This is a genomic window from Occultella glacieicola (assembly GCF_004353825.1).
GTDB classification, from domain to species: Bacteria; Actinomycetota; Actinomycetes; order Actinomycetales; family Beutenbergiaceae; genus Occultella; species Occultella glacieicola.
The window spans coordinates 109,701-133,376 of the sequence record NZ_SMNA01000012.1 but is presented as its reverse complement, the minus strand read 5'-3'; the positions used below and the strand labels follow the sequence as shown (position 1 = coordinate 133,376).

General features: G+C 68.4%; 20 protein-coding genes. 11 read left to right on the top strand and 9 right to left on the bottom strand.

What is annotated here, in order from left to right; all coding sequences use genetic code 11:
- The first annotated feature begins 1 nt into the window (after position 1).
- From EXU48_RS20650 to EXU48_RS20620, 7 genes are all read left to right on the top strand, one after another.
- Positions 2-853 (top strand): ABC transporter ATP-binding protein, encoded by an 852-nt coding sequence (locus EXU48_RS20650; RefSeq protein WP_133109577.1) that lies wholly within the window; start codon positions 2-4, stop codon positions 851-853.
- Positions 850-1,632, top strand: coding sequence for an ABC transporter ATP-binding protein (locus EXU48_RS20645; RefSeq protein ID WP_207947849.1), 783 nt, complete (start codon positions 850-852; stop codon positions 1,630-1,632). Before EXU48_RS20650 ends, EXU48_RS20645 begins: the two co-directional genes overlap by 4 nt.
- A complete protein-coding gene (locus EXU48_RS20640) occupies positions 1,629-2,681 on the top strand; it encodes an ABC transporter permease (RefSeq protein WP_133109576.1) in 1,053 nt (350 codons plus the stop codon). Before EXU48_RS20645 ends, EXU48_RS20640 begins: the two co-directional genes overlap by 4 nt.
- Positions 2,678-3,538 (top strand): ABC transporter permease, encoded by an 861-nt coding sequence (locus EXU48_RS20635; RefSeq protein ID WP_133109575.1) that lies wholly within the window; start codon positions 2,678-2,680, stop codon positions 3,536-3,538. Before EXU48_RS20640 ends, EXU48_RS20635 begins: the two co-directional genes overlap by 4 nt.
- A 125-nt stretch (positions 3,539-3,663) precedes the next feature.
- A complete protein-coding gene (locus EXU48_RS20630) occupies positions 3,664-5,268 on the top strand; it encodes an ABC transporter substrate-binding protein (RefSeq protein ID WP_165962928.1) in 1,605 nt (534 codons plus the stop codon).
- A 67-nt stretch (positions 5,269-5,335) separates the two neighbouring features.
- Positions 5,336-6,058, top strand: a complete 723-nt coding sequence (locus tag EXU48_RS20625) for a DUF1028 domain-containing protein (protein ID WP_133109573.1) — start codon at positions 5,336-5,338, stop codon at positions 6,056-6,058.
- A gap of 76 nt (positions 6,059-6,134) precedes the next feature.
- On the top strand, positions 6,135-6,743 hold the full coding sequence (locus tag EXU48_RS20620) for a helix-turn-helix domain-containing protein (RefSeq protein ID WP_133109572.1): 609 nt from the start codon (positions 6,135-6,137) through the stop codon (positions 6,741-6,743).
- A 15-nt stretch (positions 6,744-6,758) separates the two neighbouring features.
- Here EXU48_RS20620 and EXU48_RS20615 read toward each other — a convergent pair whose 3' ends face one another.
- The 6 genes from EXU48_RS20615 to EXU48_RS20590 all read right to left on the bottom strand — a co-directional run bounded on the left by EXU48_RS20615 (position 6,759) and on the right by EXU48_RS20590 (position 13,260).
- A complete protein-coding gene (locus EXU48_RS20615) occupies positions 6,759-7,679 on the bottom strand; it encodes a ketose-bisphosphate aldolase (protein ID WP_133109571.1) in 921 nt (306 codons plus the stop codon).
- Positions 7,680-7,708: 29 nt separating this feature from the next.
- Complete coding sequence (locus EXU48_RS20610; RefSeq protein ID WP_133109570.1) at positions 7,709-8,560, bottom strand: carbohydrate ABC transporter permease; 852 nt, start codon at positions 8,558-8,560, stop codon at positions 7,709-7,711.
- 7 nt (positions 8,561-8,567) lie between these two features.
- Entirely contained in the window at positions 8,568-9,407 is an 840-nt protein-coding gene (locus tag EXU48_RS20605; protein WP_197522705.1) for a carbohydrate ABC transporter permease, read from the bottom strand.
- A gap of 194 nt (positions 9,408-9,601) precedes the next feature.
- Positions 9,602-10,858: an ABC transporter substrate-binding protein gene (locus tag EXU48_RS20600; protein ID WP_133109568.1), complete on the bottom strand. Its 1,257-nt coding sequence runs from the start codon at positions 10,856-10,858 to the stop codon at positions 9,602-9,604.
- 195 nt (positions 10,859-11,053) lie between these two features.
- Entirely contained in the window at positions 11,054-11,809 is a 756-nt protein-coding gene (locus tag EXU48_RS20595; RefSeq protein WP_133109567.1) for a DeoR/GlpR family DNA-binding transcription regulator, read from the bottom strand.
- Between the two features lie 68 nt (positions 11,810-11,877).
- The gene (locus EXU48_RS20590; RefSeq protein WP_133109566.1) at positions 11,878-13,260 is read right to left on the bottom strand and encodes an FGGY family carbohydrate kinase; all 1,383 of its coding nucleotides are present in this window, start codon (positions 13,258-13,260) and stop codon (positions 11,878-11,880) included.
- 125 nt (positions 13,261-13,385) lie between these two features.
- Between EXU48_RS20590 and EXU48_RS20585 the strand changes: the two genes are divergently transcribed.
- Complete coding sequence (locus EXU48_RS20585; RefSeq protein ID WP_133109565.1) at positions 13,386-14,390, top strand: ketose-bisphosphate aldolase; 1,005 nt, start codon at positions 13,386-13,388, stop codon at positions 14,388-14,390.
- Positions 14,391-14,416: 26 nt separating this feature from the next.
- Here EXU48_RS20585 and EXU48_RS20580 read toward each other — a convergent pair whose 3' ends face one another.
- The 3 genes from EXU48_RS20580 to EXU48_RS20570 form a co-directional block, all read right to left on the bottom strand.
- On the bottom strand, positions 14,417-16,630 hold the full coding sequence (locus tag EXU48_RS20580; RefSeq protein ID WP_133109564.1) for an alpha-L-rhamnosidase: 2,214 nt from the start codon (positions 16,628-16,630) through the stop codon (positions 14,417-14,419).
- Positions 16,631-16,720: 90 nt separating this feature from the next.
- Positions 16,721-17,716 carry a LacI family DNA-binding transcriptional regulator gene (locus EXU48_RS20575; RefSeq protein ID WP_165962927.1) on the bottom strand — a complete coding sequence of 332 codons (996 nt, stop codon included), beginning with the start codon at positions 17,714-17,716 and terminating at the stop codon, positions 16,721-16,723.
- A 9-nt stretch (positions 17,717-17,725) separates the two neighbouring features.
- Entirely contained in the window at positions 17,726-20,044 is a 2,319-nt protein-coding gene (locus EXU48_RS20570) for a DUF4838 domain-containing protein (protein WP_165962926.1), read from the bottom strand.
- A gap of 280 nt (positions 20,045-20,324) precedes the next feature.
- On the opposite strand from EXU48_RS20570, the gene EXU48_RS20565 reads away from it, so the two are divergent.
- From EXU48_RS20565 to EXU48_RS20555, 3 genes are read left to right on the top strand one after another with little or no spacing between them, the layout of a single operon-like run.
- The gene (locus tag EXU48_RS20565; RefSeq protein WP_133109561.1) at positions 20,325-21,731 is read left to right on the top strand and encodes a rhamnulokinase; all 1,407 of its coding nucleotides are present in this window, start codon (positions 20,325-20,327) and stop codon (positions 21,729-21,731) included.
- Entirely contained in the window at positions 21,728-22,906 is a 1,179-nt protein-coding gene (rhaI, locus tag EXU48_RS20560; RefSeq protein WP_133109560.1) for an L-rhamnose isomerase, read from the top strand. Before EXU48_RS20565 ends, rhaI begins: the two co-directional genes overlap by 4 nt.
- Positions 22,903-23,661, top strand: coding sequence for a class II aldolase/adducin family protein (locus tag EXU48_RS20555; RefSeq protein ID WP_165962925.1), 759 nt, complete (start codon positions 22,903-22,905; stop codon positions 23,659-23,661). The genes rhaI and EXU48_RS20555 overlap by 4 nt, the downstream gene beginning before the upstream one ends.
- Positions 23,662-23,676 lie beyond the last annotated feature (15 nt).

Sequence of the window (23,676 nt, the reverse complement as noted above, 5' to 3'; positions counted from 1 at the left end):
CATGCCGGGCGACGTCGGACTGAGGGCCGCCAACGCCGTCGAGGTCGCGGACCTCAGGGTGCGCTACCGTACCCCGGACGGGTGGTTCACCGCGGTCTCGGACTTCTCGCTGACGGTGTCCTCCGGTCAGCGGGTCGCAATCGTCGGCGAGTCCGGATCGGGCAAGAGCAGCGTGTGCATGGCACTGGCCGGCTTGCTCCCGCTCGGAGCCGCCGTCGAAGCGACCACGGCCCGCATCATCGAGACCGACCTGACGGCGCGGCCGACGCGCGCGATCCCCTACCAGGTGCCCGGGGTGAGCGTCGTCTTCCAGAACGCGATGAACGCGCTCGACCCTGTTTGGACGGTCGGGAGCCAGCTCGGCACCGCCATCCGCGGGCGGGGCGCCACGTCCAGGGCGCGCGCCCGGGTGCTCGCCGGGGAGTGGTTGGAGCGGGTCGGGATCCGTGACCCCGCACGGGTGCTGCGTGCCCGGCCGTACGAGCTCTCCGGCGGGATGCGGCAGCGGGTGATGATCGCCATCGCGCTGTGCTCCCAGCCCGAGCTGTTGATCGCTGACGAACCGACCAGCGCCCTGGACGTCACGCTGTCCGTCGACCTCCTGGAACTGATCACCTCGCTGACGGCCGACCTCGGCACCACCCTGCTGATGATCACCCATGACATCGGGCTGTGCCGGGCTTACTCCGACCGGGTGGTCGTCATGCATCGCGGCCGGGTCGTCGAGCAGGGGGACACCGAGCAGGTCCTCGCGGCCCCGAGCGCGGACTACACCGCGGCGCTGCTCGCGTGCGCACCGTCGCTGGGCCAGCTCAACGACCACCGGCTCACGACGATGGTCGGAGTCTCGTGATCACCGCGAAGGCAGCCGCCAAGCAGTACCGCGGCCGCGACAACACCGTCGTGCACGCCCTCAACCCACTCGACCTGGTGATCGAGCCCGGCGACCGGGTCGGCATCATCGGCGAGTCCGGGTCGGGAAAGTCGACCCTCGTGCGCCTCCTGCTCGGGCTCGAGACGCCGTCGGCCGGCTCCATCCTCTACCAGGACGGCGAAGTCTCGCAGCTGAGCGGCGACCGGCTGCGCCAGTTCCGGCGGGACGTGCAACTCGTCGGGCAGGACACGACCTCCTCGTTCGATCCGTTGCGCAGCCTGCGTGACGCCGTCCGGCGGCCGGCCCTGGAGATCCTCGGCCTCACCGTCGCCGAGGCGGATGCGGCGGTCGACGAGGTGCTCGCTTCGCTCGCCGTCGACCCGGAACTCTCATCGCGTCGGCCGTCCCAGGTGTCCGGTGGACAACGCCAGCGGTTCGCGATCGCACGAGCGTTGATCGTCTCGCCGCGCATCCTCATCTGCGACGAGTCGGTCTCCGCCCTGGATGTCTCGGTGCAGGGAGCCGTGCTCAACGAGTTCAAGGACTTCGCCGAACGATCCGGAGCCGGCATCGTGTTCGTCTCCCACGGAGTACCGGCGACGGCGTTCCTCAGCGATCGACTCGTTGTCATGCACGGCGGCGACGTCGTCGAGCAGGGCGACGTCAGCCAGGTCGTCAACCGGCCGAAGCATCCGTACACGGCGCGGCTGATGGGCGCCTACCGCAAGCTCTCCGCCGATGAATCGAGCGCCGCATGATCGCGCGGCTGTGGCGTTCCCAGCGCTGGTGGATCCAGCGCGTGGCGCTCCTGCCCGTCCACCTGTTCCTGTTCGCGATCGCGGTGTTCTTCCTGGTCCGCTTGATCCCGGGGGACCCAGTCCTGATCATCGCGGGTAGCGACGATCTGACCGCGGACCAGTACGAACGCATCGAGGTGCTGCTCGGCCTCAGCGGCTCGCTGTGGCACCAGCTGATGGTGTTCCTGGGCCGCGTGGTCACGCTCGACCTCGGTCGTTCCCTCATCGACGGTCAGGATGTGCAAGAGCAGATCGCGTGGCGGCTGCCCGCCACCATCGAGATCGCCCTCATCGCCATGGTCATCGCCATCGCGGTGACGCTCCTGCTGTGCATCTTCGCGATGCTCCACCCCCATAACCCCGTGGCCAGATTCGCTGCCTTCTACGCGCGCTCGGCCGGAGCGATCCCGGACTTCGTCCTCGGGGTGGCCGGCATCCTGGTCTTCTACACCGTCCTCGGGTGGGCCGCGGCACCGACCGGACGCTACGACGCGGGGCTGCGGCCGGCACCACGGACCACCGGGTTCCCGTTCCTGGATGCGCTGCTGTCCTCCGACACGGTGCTGCTCAGTTCGATGCTGGCGCACCTGTGGTTGCCCGTGCTGGTCCTGGTGGTCGGCAGCGCGCCCACGATCATGAAGGTCCTGCAGCGCTCGATCGAACACGCTGTCGATGACGAGGCCACGCTGTTCCGTATCGCGTCCGGAGTGCCGCGGCACGTCGTCATCGTCAGCGTCCTGCGGCGGGCCAGCCCCACCATGGTGACGATGTGCGGGCAGCTCTTCGGCTTCCTCCTCGGCGGCGCCGTCATCATCGAACAGCTCTTCGCGATCCCAGGCATGGGGCAGTACGCCGTCCAGGCGGTGGGCCGAGCCGACTTCCTGGCGCTGCAGGCATTCCTGCTCACGGTGGCAGCGTGCGTGCTGGTGGTGTTCCTGATTGTCGACCTCGTCAACATGACCTTGGATCCGCGCCGTCGACCCGGCGTGATGGTGGAGGGAAACGCATGACCACTGCCACAACGCCCCCCACCGCGGCGCCGGCAACCCGCCGGAGGTTGCCCGGGTCTGCCTCGATGGTGCCCGTCGTCGCGCCACTGGTCCTCCTCCTGCTGGTCGCCGCGCTCGGGCCCTTGCTGGCGCCCTACAGCCCGATCGACGTCGTGGCTGCCCCCGATCAGCCGCCGTCGACGCAGCACTGGTTCGGGACCGACATCTACGGTCTGGACGTCTTCTCGCGGGTCATCGCAGCGACGCGCAACGACCTGGTGGTCGGCCTCGTCGCGGCCCTGCTCGCGACGGTCATCGGCGTCGGTGTGGGATTGTTCACCGGGACGAACGAGTCACGCGGTGGCGTCCCAGGCAGCGTGGCCCGCGGTGTCACCCGCGGCCTCGACCTGTTCGACGCGCTCCCGCAGATCGTGGTCGGGCTGGTGCTGCTCGCCTTCTTCGGCCGGAACCTGCTCACCCTCTCGGTGGTGTGCGGCCTGCTCATGGTGCCCACCCAGGCACGCGTGGTCAGGACGGAGGTGCTCCGGGTGCGTCGCGAGGCGTACCTGGAGTCGGCGCGTCTGTCGGGCGAGTCCGAGCGCGGACTGCTGCTGCGGCACATGCTGCCGAACTCGACGTGGCCGGCTCTGGAGAACGCCTCCTACATCTTCGGCGTCGCCGTCACGGTCGCAGCGGGCCTGGGGTTCCTCGGCGTCGGTCTGCCGCCGCCGACCCCCGAGTGGGGAGCCATGATCGCCGACGGCGCAACGGCAGCGTCAGCCGGGCGCTGGTGGTCCTCCCTGTTTCCCTGTCTCGCGTTGGCCGTGACCGTGATCGCGTTCAGCAATCTCGCCCACCAGTACCTGCGACGGCGCTGACCCGCGCCCGAGCCAGTCCTGATCTGCCCACCCCCGGTCTGCCCACCGCTCCGGGATTCCCCCACCCCTCGAAAGGAAGACTCGTGTCTCGAGATCGCTCCATGGTTCGCCGTCTGGCGAAGCCAATGGCTGTCGCAGTTGCGGCAGCGCTGCTCGTCTCCGCGTGTGCAGAGTCGGCGAACACCGCCGACGCGTCCACCGACGAGGAGACCAGCGTCACCATCCTGCAGGCCGACATCGGAATGGGCCTGATCAAGGAGGCCGGTGCCAACAACACCGAGTTCCTCGGCGCGACCCAGGCCACCCTCGTCCGCAAGCCCTACGTCGAGTCCGGCCAGGACGGCGTCTTCGAGCAGGACCCGTTCACCTATGAGGGCTACCTGGCCGAGAGCTATGAGGTCTCCGATGACGGCCTCGTCTACACCTTCCACCTCTCCGATGCCGTGAGCGCAGCCGGGAATGAGCTCACTGCGGACGACGTGCTGTGGTCCTTCGAACTCAAGTTCGGAGCCGACACCTCGACGGCGCCGGGGGCGATGTCCCCGGTGATCACCGACCCGGCCACCCAGTTCACGAAGATCGACGACAAGACGGTCAGCATCACGATCGCGAGCCCGGGCCTGGGCACCACGCTGCTGTCCATGCTGGCGGACGCGCTCGCGTTCGTCTACGACAGCACCGAGATGCAAGCCAACGTGAGCGCCGACGATCCCTACGCGATCGCCTGGGCGCAGGAGAACCCGAACTACGGCTTCGGACCCTATGAGATCACCGACTGGGAGGTGGGCTCCTACGCCCGTTTCGAGGCACGGGATAACTGGATCCTCGGCACCCCCGAGGTCGACGTCGTCAATGTCCAGGTCGTTCCCGACGCCGGGAGCCGCGCGAGCACCATCCGAGCCGGCGACGCGGACATCGTCGAGGGGCTCTCGCCCACCGATGCGGCCGACCTGGCCTCCGTCGACACGCTGATCGTGCCCACCGTCAGCTCACCGAACACCTCGCAGGTGCTCTCGCTGGTGACGAACAAGGCCCCCTTCGACAACCTGCTGGTGCGTCAGGCAATGTCTCGAGCGATCCCGTTCGAGGACATCATCTCCAACGTCTACCAGGACCGTGCGGTGCGTACCGGCTCGGGCATCGTCTTCACCAACACCCCCGGCTACGACGCGGCCGGCCTGCCGGAGTACGAGTACGACCCGGAGACCGCCAGGGCACTGCTCGCCGAGGCCGGCTACCCCGACGGGCTGAGCTTCACCCTCACGGTCAGCGCTGCCGACGCCGAGTCGCAGGCCACGGCCGTGCAGATCCAGACGGCGGCGCGCCCGGCAGGCTTCGACGTCCAGATCGAGACGGTTCCCGGGGCGGACTTCCACACCGGCCGCTACGCCAAGATCTGGCAGGCGCTCCTGTCGGTGCAGGCCCCGTGGGCACTCACGCCGATCTACACCCTCAACCTGCTGACCGGGGTCGACTCGCAGAACAACATGTCGGACTGGGAGGACCCGGAGTTCTACGAGGCGTTGGCCGCCAGCGCCGAGGTGATCGACCAGAGCTCGGCCGAGGCCGGCGCCGCATGGAACGTCGCCGAGACCCGGCTGCTGGAGGAGGTTCCGTTCATCCAGATCGCGCAGGTGCAGCCCGGGATCGCGATCTCGGAGCGGATCGCCGGGTACGCGTGGCGCACCGACAACACGGTCGACTACGCGCACCTGTCCATCAACGAATGACACCGCGGCCGGCGCGGAGCTCCTGTCGCGCTCCGCGCCGGTCCCACCCCACCCAAGGAGAGACACCATGACGTTCAGCATCGTCGCCACCGATCCCACCACGAAGGCGGTCGGAGTCTGCCAGGGCACCGGATCGATCGCACTCGCCTCCCGTTGCCCGCAGGTGGCGGGCGGTGTCGCCGTCACCAGCCAGTGGCACAGCGACTGGCGACTGGGACTGCGCGCCCTCGATCTGGCCACTAGCGGACTGGATCCACAGGTGGTGCTCGCGGCCCTGGAACTGACCGACCCACTGTTCGCCTACCGTCAGGTCGGCATCGTGACCGATGACGGCCGGGTCGGCGCCCACACCGGTTCCTTCGCCGGCGGACGGTCCTTCTCGGGGCACCACACCGGTGCCGGCTACGCGGTCCTCGGAAACGGAGTCGTGGGACCCGAGGTGCTCACGGCGGTCGCGCAGACGTTCGAAGCCGGCGCCGAGCTCGCCTTCGAAGAGCGCCTGCTCCGCGGCCTCGAGGCCGGGCTGGAGGCCGGCGGCGAGGGCCGCCGGCACCTGTCTTCCTCACTGATCACCACGCTGCGCGGCGAGCGACGCCCACGCCTGGACCTCCGGGTCGACATAGCCCCCGACGGTGCGGATTCCATCCGCGAGCTGCGCCGGATCTTCGACGAGTACGGCCCGCTGATCGACTACTACGGTGACTACTGGCTCGATCACCCCGAGGTGCTCGGTGAGGAGTGGCTGGACCTGGGACAGCCCCGCACCGAGAACCGCCAGCGCGTCAGTTGACGGTCCGTGCGATCGTGGCCTGCCACCTAGGATCGCAACAAGGGCCATCACCGAGGAGCCCGTGGGGAGGCGGCAGGTGAGCAACGGTGAACAACGCACGCCGACCGAGCGGGAGAACCTCGGTCGCCGGGTCCGCACCTTCCGCAAGAGCCGCGGCATGTCGATCAGGGACTTGGCCGCGGCCACCGGCCGGAGCCCCAGTTACATCCATCAGATAGAGAGCGGTTCGGCGAACGCCGCCTTCGCGGTACTGCGCAGCCTCGCCGATGCCCTGTCCATCAAACTGATCGACCTCTTCGAGGAACCGGGAGCCTCGGGCAAGGTCCTGCGCAGGCGTGAGCGGCCCTCGATCCTGCACGGCGACGGGGTCCGCACGTTCGCGATAACCCCGCCGCCGCTGTTGGACGTCGAAGTGACCTCGACCGAATACCCACCGGGTGGGATCGTGGGCGGTCCGGACTACACCCACGGTGACGTCCGGGAGATCTTCATCGTGGTGCGCGGCACGTTCCTGTTCACCCTGGGGGAGAGCAGCTTCGAGTTGGCGGTGGGGGACAGCTTGGACTTCCGATCCTCGGTGCCGCACCAGATCACCAACGTCGGGAGCGAGGTCGCCGAGGCGATCTGGGTGTCGTCACCGCCAGCGAGCCTTCCCGCGGCGCCGAACGCTGCCGAACACCCCTGACCGTTGTCAATCCGCTCAGTGCCGCACGGTCGCATCCTGGGACCACCGGCGCGCACCGATCCCGGACGGCCGGTAGTCGTAGCGCGCTGCGGCGCCGACGGCGCCCAGCACCTCCGCCTTGTGGCGAACGACCTGCTGCACGACGGCGAGAGCCGGCGGGTAGATGTCGAGCGGTTCGCGCTGGGCCGGGTCGGCGAGGACCTCGCGCAGCTTCGTGAAGTACGCCGTTTTCATGTCGGCTGAGATGTTCATCTTGGCGACGCCGAGCTTGACGGCGGCGGAGACCTGCTCGTCCACGGCGCCGGAGCCACCGTGCAGCACGAGGGGGATGCCCACGGTCTCGGTGATCGCGGCGATCAGATCGAGCTTGAGCTCGGGCGTGAATCCCGCGGGGTAGACGCCGTGGGCGGTACCGACGGCGACAGCGAGTAGGTCCACCCCGGTCGACTCGACGAACTGCTTCGCCTGGCCGGGCTCGGTGTGGACGAAGTCCCGCATCTCGGCGAGGGACTGCGGGTCGCGTGGGCCGATCGTGCCGATCTCGCCCTCGACCGAGACGCCGACCCGGTGCGCCATCTCCACCGTCGCGCGCGTGATCGCGATGTTCTCCTCGAACGTGAGCAGCGAGCCGTCGATCATGACTGAGGTGAAGCCGTGGCGCAGCGATGCGGCGGCCTGCTCGAGCGAGGCCCCGTGATCCAGTTGGATCGCGACCGGGACGGACGCCGAGGCGGCCAACGCAAACACCGACGGCAGGAACTGGTCTCCGACGAACTTCCAGTCATCGGGGTGGATCAAGAGGATGACCGGCGCGTCGGCAGCCTCACTGGCGGCGAGCACCGCCGTCAGCATCCCGTAGTCGCTGATGTTGTACGCGGCCACGGCGAACCCGTGCTCGTACGCGGGCGCGACGATGTCTTTGCCGGTGAACAGCATGGAGTATCTCTCTCTCGTAGGAGGAACGGTCAGCTCTTGACAGCGCCGGCGGTCATACCGCTGACGAACTGCCGCTGGAAGATCAAGAAGAGGACGAGGACCGGCAGGCACCCGAGCACGCTCATGGCCATCATCTCGCTCCACTTGAACGAGTGCTCCCCCATGAGGAGCTGGATGCCCACGGGCACGGTCCGGTTCTCCCTGCTCTGCGTCAGGGTGAGGGCGAACAGGAACTCGTTCCACGCCACCATGAAGGTGTAAGCGCCCACGGACACGATGCCTGGCCGTGCGATCGGCACCAGCACCTGCCACAGCGTGCGCATGGTGTTACCGCCGTCGACCTTCACTGCCTCGTCGAGCTCACGCGGAATCGTGTTGAAGTAGCCGGTCATCATGAGGATCGCGTACGGGATCGTGGCGACCATGTAGGTCAGCATCAGCGCCCAGAGCGAGTCGTACAGCTTCAGCCAGACCACGAGCCCGAAGTACGGGATCAGCAACGTGATCGGCGGCACCGCCTGGACGGAGATGACCACCGTGTTGAGCAGGCTCTTGAGGGGGAACTGGAACCGGCTCAACGCGTAGCCTGCCATGATCCCGGCGAGCAGCGTCAGCAGCACGACCGCGCCGGCCACGAGGTAGCTGTTGATGAAGAACCGGAGCTTCTCGGGGTTCGTGAGGATGTCGGTGTACGCGCCAATGGTGAAGGTGTCCGGCAGGAAGGTCGGCGGGAACTGGAAGATCTCGGTGTTGGGCTTGAATGAGCTCAGCAGCATCCACAGTGCCGGGAAGCCCGCGAAGATCGCGCCGAGCGTCAGGCCGATCCACAGGGCGACCCGCTGTGCCCCGACCGAGCGGCCGCGTGACCGTGTCGTCGTCATGCTCACGTCAGTCCCTCGCCTTCTGGTGCCGTACGTAGAACAGCGCCACGATCGCCGACACGACGAACAGCACCACGCCGCTGGCCGAGGCCATGGCGAACTCGTGCTTGGAGAACGCCAGGTTGTAGGTGAAGGTCGCGATGGTCTCGGTGGCGTTGAGCGGCCCGCCGCCGGTGGCGAGCCAGATGATGGGGAACTGCTGCAGGTTCCAGATGAAGTCGAGCATCGCCACCGCGAGCAGGATCGGGAACAACTGCGGGATCGTGATGTTGAAGAACCGCGCACGCCAGCCTGCGCCGTCGATCTCCGCGGCTTCGTACAGGTCACCGGGGATACCCTGCAGCCCGGCGAGCAGGCTGATCATGATGAACGGGTACCCCGCCCAGACGTTGATGAAGATGACCGTGCCGAGCGCCAGGCTGGGGTTGGAGAACCACTCGACCTTCGAGTCGATCAGCGAAGCTGCCTCGAGCAGGTAGTTGATGACGCCGTTCGGGTTCAGCAGCAACTGCCACAGGATCACCACGATCGAGGCGGTGAAGACCCAAGGCAGGATGTAGATCACCCGGAACAGTGCCGCCGCCAGCCGCGGCAGCAGCCCGCTGTTGAGCATCATCGCGAAGCCGAGCCCGATCAGCAGGTGCAGGGTCACCGACGTGACAGTGAAGATGGCGGTCTGCCCGAGCGCCTTGCGGAAGATCTCGTCCCCGAACAGCGTCAGGTAGTTCTCGATGCCCACGAACTCGGGGTCGCGTTCCATCACCACGTTGGAGAGCGTGGAGTACACGAACACCATGGCGACGGGGACGGCCATCATGATCAGCATCACCAGCAGGGTGGGTGACATGTAGCCGTAGGCCGTGAGGGTGGTTCGCCACCATCGGCCGGACCTGGGTCCGGTAGCGCCGGACCTGGGTCCGGTGGGGGCGGACCTGCGACGTGCAGGTGCTGTTGTTGCAGACATCGAGGCCTTCCAGACGCTTCGGTGGTGGGCGGCAGCAGACGGTGGTGCCGGCCGGCAAGCCGGCACCACCGCGTGGGTCAGCCGTCGCTGAGGACGCCGGTCCAGTACTCCTGGAGCGAAGCCTGGGTCTGCTCGACGCTCGCTTCGCCCTGCAGCAGGCGCACGAGGTTCTCGTTGAGGTTGCGGTTGAGGTCGAGCGCCTGCGGCAGGCCCTCGAGCTCGGTCACGAACTCGCTGCTGGAGTACACCTCGAACGCCAGCTCGTACAGCGGGTCGCCGTCCACGAAGCCCGGCACCGAGGACGCGTTGCCCGGGAACCCCGTGGCCTCGGTGGCGAGCTCGGAGTTCACGTCCTCGGACATCAGCCACTCGATCAGCTGCCACGCCTCTTCCTTGTGCTCGCTGTTCTCGGCGATGCCCAGGCCCCAGCTCGCGCCGGCGATGCCGGAGGGCTCGCCGTCCTGAGCCGGCACCGATCCGATCGAGAAGTTGAGGTCGGGGTTCGCTTCCCGGATGCCCTGGACATGGGCGAGCGAGCCGATGAGGAAGGCGTTGCGCCCGGCCGTGAACTCCTCGACCTTCTGCTGCTCCTGCTGCGTGAACGCACCGGGGGTGACGTAACCGCCGTCGTACTGGCCCTGCAGGAAGGTCAGCCAGTCAGCGACCTCAGGGGTCTCGAAGTTGGGCTGCCGGTCATCGAGCATCCGGTTGCCGGACGACCACAGCCAGGACTGTGAGTCGAAGCCCGCCGGTGACTGCACGTTGATCGGCAGCGACCATGCATACACGTTGCTGCTGGGGTCGGTCACGGCGGCAGCAGCCTCGTCGAACTCCGCCCAGGTGGTCGGCAGCTCGGTGACCCCGGCGGCGTCGAGCAGGTCGGTGTTGTAGTACAGCGGGTACGCGAAGTTGAGTGCGCGGACCATGTAGGTCACGCCGTCGATCTGGTCGTTGCTGACGAGCTCGGCCGGGTCGAACCCGGCGTCGTCCATCAGCGCGGACAGGTCGGTGATCGCGCCCTGGTCCTGCAGGTCATAGACGCTCGCGCCGTTGATGGCGACGATGTCGGCGAGGGTGCCGGTGGCGGCCGCGGCAGTCTGCAGATCCACGGTGGCGGAGTACGGGTTCGAGATCAGATTGACCTCGATGCCCGGGTGTTCCTCCTCGAAGCGGTCCATGAGGCCGCGCATGACGCCCTCGCTCAGCTCGACCTCCCACCACTGGCTGAAGTCGAGCGTGACGGTGTCGCCGGAGCCGTCGTCAGACGAGCAGCCGGCAAGAACGAGTGCTGCCGCGGCGCCGACGGCGGCGGTCGCAACGAGTCTGCGGTGCATCGGGGTTTCTCCTCCTCGAGATGGGGCGGGCCACGTCAACCGTGCTGTTCGAAGGTGCGTAACCACGGAGGCGGCCGTGCCAGACTGTACCCGATGGAATTCGAAAGTAGCAAACTTTGGTATGGGTTCGCTTTCGCGATGCCCGACGGCGCAGCCTAACCTCGCGAGCATGGCTCGCGTCGGGCGTCGGCCGGCTCAGGCGAGGATGAGCTCGGCACCGCTGTCGCGGATCGCCGCCTGGGTGCTCGCAGGCATCTGTGCATCGGTGACCACCGTGTCGAACTGCGACACGTTGACCACCTTGTGCCGGTCCAACGTGAACCACTTCGTGGAGTCCGCCAGCAGTATCCGGCGGCGGGATGCATTGACCAGCGAGCGCTTGGACTCCGCGATGTCCAGGGAGCCCTCGACCACGTCGTGATCGGCGTCCATGCCGCCGGCGCCGAGGTATGCGACATGGGCAATCTCGCCCTCGAGGCCCTGCTGCCGGGGGGTGCCCACGGTGGCGGCGATGTGCGGCACCAGCCGGCCGCCGAGCAGCCGCACGTGCACCCCGCTCACTTCCATGAGCGCAAGGGCGATGTTGACGCCAGTCGTCAGCACCACAAGGTCGTTGACGCTGGGCAGGTGCCGGGCGAGCGCGAAGATCGTGGTGCCGGAGTCGAGGATGATCGTGGTCCCGTCGGCGACGAGGGCGGCGGCCGCGGCGCCGATGCGCTGCTTGGCGTCGACGTTCTGGTCGGCGCGGGCGTCGTAACCCATCAGCGGCGTCTCCGACATCGTGACACCGCCGTGCACGCGCGCCACCCGGCCCTGCCGTTCGAGCACCTCGAAGTCGGTGCGGATCGTCACCTCGGAGACCCCGAGGGAGTCCGCGAGGTCGCGGGTGCGCGCGGTGCCCTTCTCGAACACCGCCGTCATGATCGCCTCACGGCGCTGGGAAGCGTGCATCACCGGAAGGTTACACGGATGCGCAAGCGAACGAAGGTCCGAGGGCGTCGTTCTGCACTCGGCGCCTCTCACCCATCGAGCGTGCTCGCCACCTGTTCCATCTCGACGGCGGAGCTCACCGGAGTGCGCGTGCCGCCAGGCATCTCCTCGGCGCGGGGCCACCAGCCGAGGGCGATGCCTGCGATGGCGGCGCTACCACGTGTGGCTGCCTCGGCCACGGTGGACACCTCGAGCCGGTCCGGCCCGAGCGCCACCTTGGCCTGCCGCCAGCGCCGTGAGCGCAGACCGCCGCCGGTCAGCACGGTGGCGCCGGCTGCGCCCGAGACCGCACGCGCCAGTTCATCGCCCTCGTTCGCCAGCAGCACGTAGGCATCGATGAGCTCGCCCCAGCCGAGTGCGTCGTAGGGGCCCTCCACCCGCCGTCCGGACTGCAGTGTCGAGAGATCAGCCCCGGAGAAGGCGACGGACCGACTCGGAGGTGCTGCACCGCCGTCGAGCACCGCGCGAGAGTGGCTGCTGTTCTCGAGGAAGGTGCGCATGGCCAGGCCGGGGCGCATGCGTTCCCAGACGGCGAGGAGCGATCCGTCGGCGGGCCAGAACTCGAAGCTGAGGTCTGGGTCGCGGTCGAGGTGGGTGGCCAGCTCGGCCGCGGTGAGCGTGTGTCCTGGGGGTAGCGCCGCGATGATCGCCTCGCCGGTGCCCATGGAGTCGGAGACTTCGCCCGCTCGCACGCCCGCGCCGACCGAGGCGACCGGGTGGTCGTGGCCGGCGATGACCACGGCGGCGCCCTCGACCAGGCCGAGCGAGCGCGCCAGGGCGGTGATGGCGGGGTGGCTGTGCGCGGGCGGGCGGACGGGGGCGAGTCCGATGTGGCCGAGGCCGGCGGCGTCCCAGATCTGCGGCACGTACTCGCGGCGGAGCAGGTCGAGTACGCCGCTGGTCGTGGCAAGGCTGGCTTCCTGCCAGGCATGGTCGGCGAGCTGGTGGGCGAGCGCGCCGCACAGGCCGACGAAGAGGCCGGCGGGGACCGGGGCGTGAGCGTGCGCGTGGGCCAGTTTCGCCACGGTCGAGGCGAGACGGGTGTGACGTCCGGTGAGGTTGCGCAGGTGGGTGGGGCTCCAGCGCCGCTCGAGGGCGGCGACGATCTCTTCGCCGCGGCTGTCGTACCACGAGGGGAAGTCGAGCGGGGCGAGGCCGGAGTCGGTGACCACGGTGCCGACCTCGCCCATCGAGGTCATGCCGATGCCGGCGACCGGCCCGGCGTGGAGGGCGCCGATCGCATGGTGGGCGGCGGCGAGGAGGTCGAGTACGGGAAAATCGTCGCCGTCTGAGCGGTGCTGCACGGGGGTGTCCACCGCCTCGAGCGCGAGGAGGGCGCCGGAGCGGTCGTACGCCGCGGCCTTGATTCGTGAGCTGCCGAAGTCGACGCCGACGATCACCTGCGAATTCATCTACTGGACTCCTTCGAACGTAACTAAACCAATGTCATTTGGCTTCGTTCTGTTATGGTAGCGCCCGAGCGGGCCCGATCGAGCGCTCGCACCTTGCGCCGTCTTCAACCTGAAAGGCCAACACCATGACACTCTGCTCCCTGCGGGAGGTACTCGACCACGCACGCGCCGGCGGCTACGGGGTCGGGGCGTTCAACGTGACCGACATCGAGCAGGTGGAGGCGGTGCTCGATGCCGCGGCGGCCACGAACTCGCCGGTGATCGTGCAGACGATCGCAGGGGCCTCGGCATTCGCGTCGGACGAGCTGTACTGGGACCTGCTGCTGCGTACCGTGGACCACTACCCGCAGATCCCGGTCGTGGTGCACCTCGACCACGGGCCGGACTTCGAGACCTGCAAGCGGGCGGTCGACGCCGGGTTCTCGAGCGTGATGATCGACGGCAGCCTCGACCCCGTCACCCACAAGCCCACGAGCTTTGAGGCGAATGTCGAGGTGACCAAGCGGGTGGTGGCGTACGCGCGTGAGCGTGGCGTCTCGATCGAGGCCGAGCTCGGCACGATCGGTGGGTCCAAGGACGGGGCGACGCACGCCGAGATCGTCCTGGCCGACCCCGAGGAGGCGAAGCGGTTCGTCGAGGAGACGGGCGTGGACGCGCTCGCGGTGGCGATCGGCACCTCGCACGGCGCCTACAAGTTCACCAGCCCGCCGGACGGCACGGTGCTGCGCATGGACCTCATCGAGACGATCGCGGCGCTCATCCCGGACACCCACCTGGTGATGCACGGGTCGTCCTCGCTGCCCGCGCACCTGCGTGCGGTCATCAACGCCCACGGCGGTGGCCTGCCCGAGTCGTGGGGCGTGCCCGACGAGGAGAAGGCCCGCTCGACGAAGCTCGGCGTCACGAAGATCAACCAGGGCATGGACTCCCACATGGCCTACGCCGCCGCGATGCGGGTGGCGCTCGCCGAGGACCCGCTGGCCGCTGACCCGGCGCCCGCCGCGAAGGCCGGCCGCGCAGCGATGTCGGCGATCATCGCCGAGCGCATGGGCATTTTCGGGCAGGCCGGGCACGCCGGCGACTATGTGGGCACGCCGGTGCGGGAAGCCGCGGCACTGAGCCTCGCCTGAGTCGGGTCTCCCGGCGGCGGGGTGCCTCAGGAAGGCCCCCGCCGTCGGGTTGTCACCTGCGTCCGCTCAGCCAAGGCGCACCCAACGGTGTTCACGGGGCCCGCGACGTCGATCACGGTGCCGTCGGGCAGTTCGACGGTGGCACGAGTTCCTCGAGGTGTCTTGAGGGTCAGTGTGAACTGGGCGCCGTCGAGGCTCCAGTCGGCTGAGACTTCGCCGGCCGGCGTGCGGTGCGATGCCCGGGCCGAGGTCACCCCGGGCACCAGCTGCGGCCGGATCACGAGCTCGCGGTAGGCGACCGACCGTGCCGACTGCTGGATGCCCACCAGATGGGAGAAGAACCAGTGGTCGACGACGCCGTTCATGAAGTGGTTCTGGCTGAATCCGAAGGTGGGCCCGTCCCAGGTCTCGGTGAGGGAGGTGGCGCCGTGGCGGAGCTGGTAGCCGTAGCCGGGGTGGCGATCCTGGACGGTGACGGCGTGGATCAGGTCATGCTGGCCGGCGTCGGCGAGCACGCCGAGCAGCGCCGCCATCGCCACCTCGCCGACGTCGAGGCGCAGGTCGTCGGCGAGGATGCGTTGTGCGAGTTCCTCGCGTGCCGCGGGCACGAGGTGCTTCGGAACCACCCCGTTCTGCAGTGCGATTGCCAGCTCGGCGACGGTGCCGCCCCCAACTCGCCCGTCCGGCGCCACGAAGCGGTCGGACACCATGGTCCGAAGATCGTCGGCCTGGGTGTCCCACCGGGCCCGGTCCGCGTCGTCGCCGAGGGCCGCCGCCGTCAGCGCCAGCACCGTGCAGGCACGGGCGAGGGTGGCCGTGGCGACCAGCGGCACGTGTCGTGGCTCCCGGCCGTCCCAGTCACCAAGTCCGTACTCGATCACGCCGTCGGTGCGGGAGGCGAGGACGTGCTCCACCCAAAGGACCGAGGCCGAATAGGTGGTTCGGAGGATCCCGTCGTCACCGTAGGCCCGGTAGAGCTGCCACGGCACGAACACGAGCGCGGCACCGAAGTTGACGTCGCCGCGCCACGGGTCCGGGAACGGATCCCATTCCGGTACGTAGAGCCCGAGGTGACCCGACTCCGCCTGGGCCTCCCGAGCGATCCGCAGCGTGTTCTCGAGGAGCGCGCCGACGTCGTAGTTCCAGTGGAGCGTGTCGAAGGCCAGGTGCAGCTGCTCCAGGTAGCCGAGCTTCTCGCGCTGCGGACAGTCCGTGAACATCGAGTACATGTTGGACGTCACGGCACGCTTGATGATCCGGTGGGTCGAGTTGAGCCGCTCGTCGGAACAATGGAAGTCACCAGCCGACTCGGCCCCCGCGGCGATCACGATGCCGCGCACGGAATCGGTTGCCGGTGCCTGGCTGAGCCCCTCGATCTCCAGGTAGCGCAGCCCGTTGTACATGTACTGCGGATGCCAGGTCAGCCGGGACTCGGCCGTGCTGACCCGGTGATAGACGGGCCCCCAGCCCTGGGTGCGCGGATCGATGGAGCCGTCCGGGTTCAGGAGCTCAGCAGGGCGCAGCGTGACGCTCGTGCGGGCCGGCAGATCGAGTTCGACCCACCCGGCGAAGTTGACCCCGAAGTCGGCCACGTAGACACCGGGCGCAGGTTCGGTCAGCGCGACCGTAGGCAGGTCCTCGACACGCTCGAGCGGTGGGATCTGCTTGCGGGTCAGCACCAGCTCGCTCGGCATCCTGGCCCCGACGGCGTCCGGCCAGTCCTGCACCGTGGTCAGGTCGGCGAGGTGGTGGGCGTCGTAGTCCTCGCCGCCCACCCAGTTCGCGCGGCGCACCGGTCCGAGGGTCGCGTGCCAGGTCAGGTCGGTGGCCAGGCGGTGCGTGCCGCTCGCATCGCGCCACTCCAGGACCGCGCAGGCCCCGAGGTCACCGAAGTCGGTGTGGATCTTGGTCCAGCGGTCATCGGCCGGGGCCGAGCGGTAGCAGCCGGGGCCGAGGTCGATGCTCAGCACGTTCCGCCCGGTGGTCAGCAGGTCGGTCACGTCGTGGGCGGCCCATTCGGTGCGGATGCGGTAGTCGGTGTAGCCCGGTTCGAGGAGTGCCGACGTGACCCTCCTGCCCGCAATGCGTGCGCAGTACACGCCGAGGCCGGCGATGCTCAGCGTGGCGTCGGCGGGTTCGCCCGCCACCTGGAAGGCGCGGGCCAGCACGGGCAGCGGACCGTCCGGGTCCCGTTGCCACGCTGCCGAGGTGATCCAGGCACCGTGATGATCGGGAGGCATGCAGTCAGGAATGATCGTCTCCTTCGGTGATGCGGCGAGGGGGAGCGGTCCGCGTCTTCAGGACGGCAACCCTGGAACAGCGTGCGACGGCTACTGGCGGGCGGTCGAGGCTCGGATCATGAGTTCCGGGGCGAACAGCACGGCCTGGTGCTCGTGCTCGGGGCTCCTCATCTCCTCGACCAGGAGGTCGAGGGCGGTGCGCGCCATGTCGCGCACGGGCTGGCGCACGGTGGTGAGGGGAACGCTGAGGTAGCGCACCATGTCGATGTCGTCGTAGCCGCAGATCGTCACATCCTGGGGGACGACCGTGCCGCGTTCCTGCAGGGCGAAGGACAGGCCCATGGCGATCAGGTCGTTGCCGCAGAGCACGGCGACGGGGGAGTCCCGGTGCTGGAGCCGCTCCGCCGCCTGCCGACCGCTGACGATGTCCTCGTGAGGAACCTCGATCACCTGGACGTCGAGGCGGCGACCCAACGGGCTCTCCTCGAGCGCCGCCCGGAACCCGGCCAGGCGCGCGGCGTGCTGCGTCGTGCGCGCCGGCGTGCCTATGAACGCGAAGCTCCGGTAGCCGTAGTCGAGGAAGTGTTGACCCGCCAGCCGGCCACCGGCCGTGTCATCCATGGCCACCGAACAGGTGCCGGACTCTCCGGGTGCGTCGAGCACCACGACCTTCGTGCCGATGCGGCGCAGGCGGCCGAGGGCATCGGCGGGCAGGGCCGAGGGGGTGATCAGGACCCCCGAGGCGCGTTGCTGGATGAGCAGCTCCACGGCCGTCGACTCGCGCACCGGGTCCGCGCCGGTGTTCGTGGTGGAGACGATGTAGCGAAGGTTGAGAGCGGCGTCCTCGACCGTGCGGATGATCTCCCCGAAGAACGGGTTCGAGGCGTCGTGGACGACCACGCCGACGAAACGACCGGGTCCGCCCGCGAGCACGCGGGCGGACTCGTTCGGCACGAATCCCAGGTTCTCCATGGCATCGAGGACGCGCTTGCGCGTCGCTGGGGCGACGATGTGCGGCCGGTTCATGACGTTGCTGACCGTCGAGCGGCCGACGGCGGCCAGCCGGGCCACGTCCTCGATGTTCACCACGAAGTGCTACGCCCTGACCGCGAAGATCCGGTCGACGTACAGGTGGGAGATGGCGGTCGAGCCGGGGGGTTGGACCCAGACGACCTCCGCACTGTCGCTCCGGTAGGTCCCGGGCACCTCGATCGTGTGGAAGGCGCCGTCCGAGAATTGTCCGACGCTGAGATCGATGTAGTTGCCGAACGGCGGGTAGACGCCGATCGACATAGCGCGAGCTGTCGGATCCTCGGACTGGGTGTCGGCACGGACCACAACATAGACCGTCCAGTCGATGTCCGGCGGAAGCAGGCTCAGCTCGAGCTGGATCCCCCAGTCGATCGAACCGCCGGTCATCCGGGCCGCGTATCCGCTCGAGGCGGCCGCGTCCTCGACGACGTCGGCGTTCAAGGGATAGAGCGTGAAGTCCAGCTCCTGATAGTCGACCCAGTCGCTCGCGGGCAGGCCCGCGACCTCGGCGGGCGGCGCTGCCGGGCTGGGCGTGATGCTGACCAACCGGCGAAGCCAGTCGACGTCGCCCAACGCGGCGCCGGCAAGGATCTCCCGGAAAGCGGTCATTCCCGAGGCGTCGAGTGCGCCGTTGAACCGGGCGATCCGACGATCGATCTCTAGGTCCCAACGGATGTCGTGTTCTGCCGCGGCGCTGGCGAGCTCGTTGCGGCGCAGGAGGATGACCATGTCGAGGCCCATCCGCAGGATCCGCACGTGCGTGAGCAGGATTTCGTCACGGCGGACGTTCCGCTCCGCGCGGTCGAGGAGCAGGTCCGCCTGCCACACCGTCTCGAAGGGCAGGTACGCAGGCGCGACCGACGAGATGTAGCAGGGCAGTGCCGCTCCGGTCGAGGTGACCGAGTCGGCCAGCAGTTCCAGGTACTCATAGACCTGAGTGCCGCCGGCGCCGTAGTAGTTGTCGACGAACTCCCTGATGAGTTCGTCGGGTTCGAGCTCGGGGTCCCAGAGCAGCCGTGCGAGGACCCAGGCGCGCAGCTCGGCGGTCTCGGCGCCGCCGCCGTTGTCCCAGGCGGCCTGACCGAAGTACCCCTGGACCGATCTCTCGGCCAGTTGCTTCAGCGACTCGCACATCGTCCACCAGTTCGGGAACGGCAGCAGGTAGTTCTCGAAGTTCGTGTTGTAGGTCCAGACGACGATCTGGTCGGTGAGCTGGGTCCACCCGTCCAGGTCGGCCGCCGTCTCGGGGTTGCCCTCGCCGAACAGGGGGTGAGCGAAGTCGGCCCAGATCGGTGCCGCGGTGATGAGGACCCGGTCGCTGACTTCCAGGCCGGTCGGTGGGCGGAAGGTGAACTGGTACGCAAGGGTGGCCAGTCGGGCGTCCGGGATCACTTGACCGACCTCGTCCGCGACCTCGTTCAGCATGTCGATGATCGGTGCCGACAGTGCCCCGCCGTGCGCGTCGGCGAAGGCGGCACTGTCCGCGTCCGGCTGCCATGACCAGTCCATCTGGCTGAACCCGAACGACGGGTCGCGGCCCTCCTCGATCTTCGCGTCGATCCGCTGGATCAGTTCGGCGGTGGCCTGATCACGGGTCGCCGGTTCCATCGCCAAGAGCTGACCGCCGTGCCACAAACTCTGGTCCGACACGATCTGGTGGAAGTTGTGTGCCTCGTAGGGCCAGAAGTCGGACCAGCTATCGAGCTCCGGCGGGCATGGCTGCTCGCGCAGGTGGTGACTGTTGCCGTTCAGCAGGTTGCGGTGCCGGAACGCCTGGTCCGCACCATCCGCCGCGAACACCTCCCGGAAGCGGAACCGCGGCACCTTGACGGCGTTCACCTCCGACTGCCGCAGCGTCAGCACCCGCTGGCGCGGAACGACCGTGTACTCGGGGCCGAACCACCGAACGCCGCACAGGCGATCCAGGAACCAGTAGACGCCGTAGAGCGTGCCCCGGTCGCCGGCGCCCGCGATGAGGATGCTGGCGCGGTCGCTCGCCTCGGGGTCGGTGTCGACCGTGCGCAGGCAGAAGCCGTCATCGGAGAGGTCCGCGAAGGGCAGGTCCGCGGCAACGGCCACGGGGTTATGACGGCCGACGACGATCAGTTGCCCGGACCGCGGCGGTTCGGGCGCCACGACGAGCGGGAACGATGCACCGGTGATCTCGCCGAGGTAGTCGACCAATTCCTGCGCCGCGTGTCGCGCGACGGGACTCTCCTCGGCTCCGAGGTAGACGCTATAGGAGGTTCGCCCGCCCCGGGCGAGCGGCAGGCGGCGGTGCCCGCTCGCCTGACCGTTGGCATGTGCCGCCTGGGCCGTACCAAGGACCCCTACCGTCGCACCGAGCGCGGCGCCCGCGCGTAGGGCAGTGCGTCGGGTCACGATGCCACGTGGACTGTCAGGTGTCGGCGGGACGAGGGTCTCCGGTGTGCTGGTGTGTCGCATTGTCCACTCTCCGTTGTGGGGACGTTCGAATCCAAGCATTGGAGCGATTCAACCTTTGAACGGTGGCAGGTTCTGCAGGTGCTGTCAAGGCACTTCGCAGCCTGAACTGAAGCATCACGGCGAAGATTAGCTCGCGATCGAACGGGCTCTTGACGGCGACCTCTGCCCGCGCCTAGGTTCGCTGGCCAGGGGTATTGGAGCGGTCCAAGGAGCGACGATGCACGCAATGGCGATCGACCTGGGCGCAACGAGCGGTCGCGTCGCTCGTGTCCACGTCGATGAGTCCGAGTTGAGGGTGCTCGACCTGATCAGGTTCGCCACGCCGACCTCGGACAGCCGCGGTGCGCGGTGGGACTTCGAGGAACTCATGACGCTCACGCTCGACGCCGCTCGGCAGGTTGCTGACCACGGGCCGATCGACAGCGTCGGCATCGACGCGTGGGGGGCCGACTATGGCTTGCTCGAGCGAGGTGGCTCCCTCATCGGCGCGCCCTTCCGATACCGGGACACGCGGACGCGGGGAGTGAGCCGTCGCTTCGACGAGCGCAGGACGAGGGCGATCACGGGCCTGATGCCCCATGACTTCAGCACCGCTGCCCAACTGCTCACTGAGCCCAAGCCGACACTCGGCAGGACCGCCAAGTTGCTGTCGATCGGTGATCTTGTCGCATATCGCCTGACTGGCCACGCAGCGACCGACTGCTCGTGGGCGAGCACCACCCAGTTGTTCGATCTCCGGACGCTGGGCTGGTCAGCGGAGCTGTTGGCCAACGTGGGCATCCACCGGAACGCGATGCCACAGGTACAGCCGTGCGGCACCGTCCGGGGCGAGCTCCTGCCGCACCTGTGTGACCAATTAGGCGTGGCGGGCCGGACGCCGCTCGTGACGGTCGCCGGGCATGACACCGCATCAGCCATCGTGGCCACTCCTGCCGGAAGCGACGACTTCATCTATATCTCGTGCGGAACGTGGGCCCTCGTCGGAGTCGAGTCGGCCGAGCGCCTCCCCGCCGAGAGCGCGCTCGGTACCGGATTCGTCAACGAACTCGGTGTCGACGGAGTCAGCACGATCCACCGCAATGCGGCCGGGCTGTGGCTGTTGAACCAGTGCCTGGGCCGTTGGACCGACACGCCCGCGGACCCGTTGCTCGCGGCCGCCGCTGTGCTTCCGGCGGGCCAGTTGGTCTTCGACAGCGAGGATCCCCGCCTGTTCGCACCCGAGGACATGCCGACCCTCATCGCCGAGCTGACCCGGGAGAGGTCCGGCCGGGGTCCGGCGAATCGTGCCGAGATGGTGCGAGCCATCATCGACAGCCTGGTCCTGACATTCGTGCGAGCGATCGAGGACCTCGAGGCCATGCTCGGAACCCGGGGCCAGGCCATCCATCTCGTGGGCGGTGGTGCTGCCCTGCCGATCCTCGGACGAGCCCTGGCCACCGCCGCCGGCCGGACCGTTCTCGCCGGACCGGTGGAGGCATCCCTGCTCGGAAACGCCCTGCTCCAGGCGCGTGCCCTGGGCAGCGTCCAGGACACCCCAGCCTGCCGGGCACTCGTCAGCCATACCCAGACCGTTCACAGATACGAACCCGACCAGCAGCCGAACCCACGAGAGGACACCGCATGACCCGGGACCCGCAGGAAGTCGTCGACAGAGTCGTCAGGCTGGCCATCGAGACGCAGTCGTGGGGATACGTCAGCACCGGCACCCGCTTCAAGGTCTTCGACACGCCTGGAACAGCCAGAGACGTCTGGGAGAAGATCGAGGACGCCGCCGAGGTTCACCAACTGACCGGTGTCACACCGACCGTGGCCCTGCACATCCCATGGGATGCCGTTGACGACTACGCCGCGCTCGCCACGTACGCACAACAGCGAGGTGTGCGAATCGGCTCGATCAGTCCGAACCTGTTCCAGGAGGACAACTACAGGCTCGGCTCCCTCACCAACGTCGACGCGTCCATCCGCGCCCAGGCGATCGGCCACGTAGTCGACTGCATCGCCATCGCTCAATCCACGGGATCGCACCAGATCTCACTCTGGTTGGCCGACGGCACCAACTACCCGGGGCAAGGGGACTTCCGGCGCCGGCGCCGATGGCTCGAGGAAGGACTGGCCGAGATCTACGGCCACCTGCCGAACGACATGTCCCTGCTGCTCGAGTACAAGTTCTTCGAACCTGCCTTCTACCACACCGACATCGCCGACTGGGGACAGTCGCTCCTGCTGTGCGAATCGCTCGGACCTCGGGCGCGCGTGCTGGTGGACATCGGGCATCACCCGCTGGGGACCAACATCGAACACATCGTCGCGACCCTGCTCAGCCGCGGGCGGCTCGGCGGGTTCGACCTGAACAGCAAGAAGTACGGTGACGACGACCTGTTCGTCGGCGCGGTCAACCCGCACGAACTCTTCCTGATCTGTCTGGAGCTGATCAAGGCCGAGGAGGACCCGGACCCCGTTGTGGCGGGTCCCGCTCGCGAGATCCTCTACAAGATCGACCAGTGCGCGATGGTCGAGGACAAGATGTCGGCCATGCTGCGCAGCATCGATGCGGTCCAACTGGCCTTCGCCAAGGCACTCCTGGTCGATCTCGACGAATTGGAACGTGCCCAGGCCGACGGCGACGTGGTCGGGTGCAACCAGATCATCGACGACGCCTACCAGACCGACGGCCGGCCGCTCGTTCTCCAGGCACGGCAACAGCTCGGCGTGCCTGACAAGCCACTGGATGCCTACCGGCGATCCGGCGCAGCACTCGCCCGCGAACGCACCCGTGTCGGCAGTCCGGCGGGATGGTGAGCCACACGACGGCCGCCGATGACCAGGAGCTGGCGTTGGCCGCGGAGACGGCCAGAGCCGCCGGCGCCCCGGGCGGCGACCTCGTCGTCGCGGCCGAAGGCAACATCTCGGTCCAGACGCCGGACGATCGTTTCCACGTCACGGCGAGTGGCACACGCCTGAGCCATCTCCGGCCATCCGACTTCGTCGAGGTGAGCCGCAACCGCCTGGTCGCCGGGATCGAGCAGTGTTCGACCGACGCCGACTGGAAGGAGGTCTTGGTCGACCGAGCGAACCCGGCCGCCGCACGTCCGTCCGTTGAGGCCGGCCTGCATGCGGTACTCGGCGCGGAGCTCGGTGCCGGGGTCATCCTGCATACCCATCCGACACCCGTGCTTGCCCTGATGGCCGCCGGACGCGGGGAGGAGCTGGCCCGGCAGCGCATGATCCCCGATCACGTGGTGATGTGCGGGACACGATCCGTTCTTCTCGACTACCACGATCCGGGCCTGGAACTCGCGAAGCAGGCGCTGAACCTGGTTCGGGCGGGGACCGGCTGTTCGAACGTCTGGCTGTTGGAGGGTCACGGGATGGTCGCACATGCCTTGACGGCGCACGCTGCGCTGGACGTCACGCTCATGGTGGTGAAGATGGCACGGCTGCTGCTCGCGGCCGGGCGCGATGCGGTGGCTCTCCCGTCGTCCGAGGTCCGGCGGATCGCGACCCGGGAGGATGAGAGCTACCGCCGTGCCCTGCTTCGGCTGGACGCTGGCTGACCCGGGCTCATGGGG

Bases quoted from the DNA above. Each gene is read 5' to 3' on its own strand.
- EXU48_RS20650 (WP_133109577.1), top strand. From the start codon at position 2: ATGCCGGGCGACGTCGGACTGAGGGCCGCCAACGCCGTCGAGGTCGCG.
- EXU48_RS20640 (WP_133109576.1), top strand. From the start codon at position 1,629: ATGATCGCGCGGCTGTGGCGTTCCCAGCGCTGGTGGATCCAGCGCGTG.
- EXU48_RS20635 (WP_133109575.1), top strand. From the start codon at position 2,678: ATGACCACTGCCACAACGCCCCCCACCGCGGCGCCGGCAACCCGCCGG.
- EXU48_RS20630 (WP_165962928.1), top strand. From the start codon at position 3,664: ATGGCTGTCGCAGTTGCGGCAGCGCTGCTCGTCTCCGCGTGTGCAGAG.
- EXU48_RS20625 (WP_133109573.1), top strand. From the start codon at position 5,336: ATGACGTTCAGCATCGTCGCCACCGATCCCACCACGAAGGCGGTCGGA.
- EXU48_RS20615 (WP_133109571.1), bottom strand. From the start codon at position 7,679: ATGCTGTTCACCGGCAAAGACATCGTCGCGCCCGCGTACGAGCACGGG.
- EXU48_RS20610 (WP_133109570.1), bottom strand. From the start codon at position 8,560: ATGACGACGACACGGTCACGCGGCCGCTCGGTCGGGGCACAGCGGGTC.
- EXU48_RS20605 (WP_197522705.1), bottom strand. From the start codon at position 9,407: ATGTCACCCACCCTGCTGGTGATGCTGATCATGATGGCCGTCCCCGTC.
- EXU48_RS20600 (WP_133109568.1), bottom strand. From the start codon at position 10,858: ATGCACCGCAGACTCGTTGCGACCGCCGCCGTCGGCGCCGCGGCAGCA.
- EXU48_RS20595 (WP_133109567.1), bottom strand. From the start codon at position 11,809: ATGCACGCTTCCCAGCGCCGTGAGGCGATCATGACGGCGGTGTTCGAG.
- EXU48_RS20590 (WP_133109566.1), bottom strand. From the start codon at position 13,260: ATGAATTCGCAGGTGATCGTCGGCGTCGACTTCGGCAGCTCACGAATC.
- EXU48_RS20585 (WP_133109565.1), top strand. From the start codon at position 13,386: ATGACACTCTGCTCCCTGCGGGAGGTACTCGACCACGCACGCGCCGGC.
- EXU48_RS20580 (WP_133109564.1), bottom strand. From the start codon at position 16,630: ATGCCTCCCGATCATCACGGTGCCTGGATCACCTCGGCAGCGTGGCAA.
- EXU48_RS20565 (WP_133109561.1), top strand. From the start codon at position 20,325: ATGCACGCAATGGCGATCGACCTGGGCGCAACGAGCGGTCGCGTCGCT.
- rhaI (WP_133109560.1), top strand. From the start codon at position 21,728: ATGACCCGGGACCCGCAGGAAGTCGTCGACAGAGTCGTCAGGCTGGCC.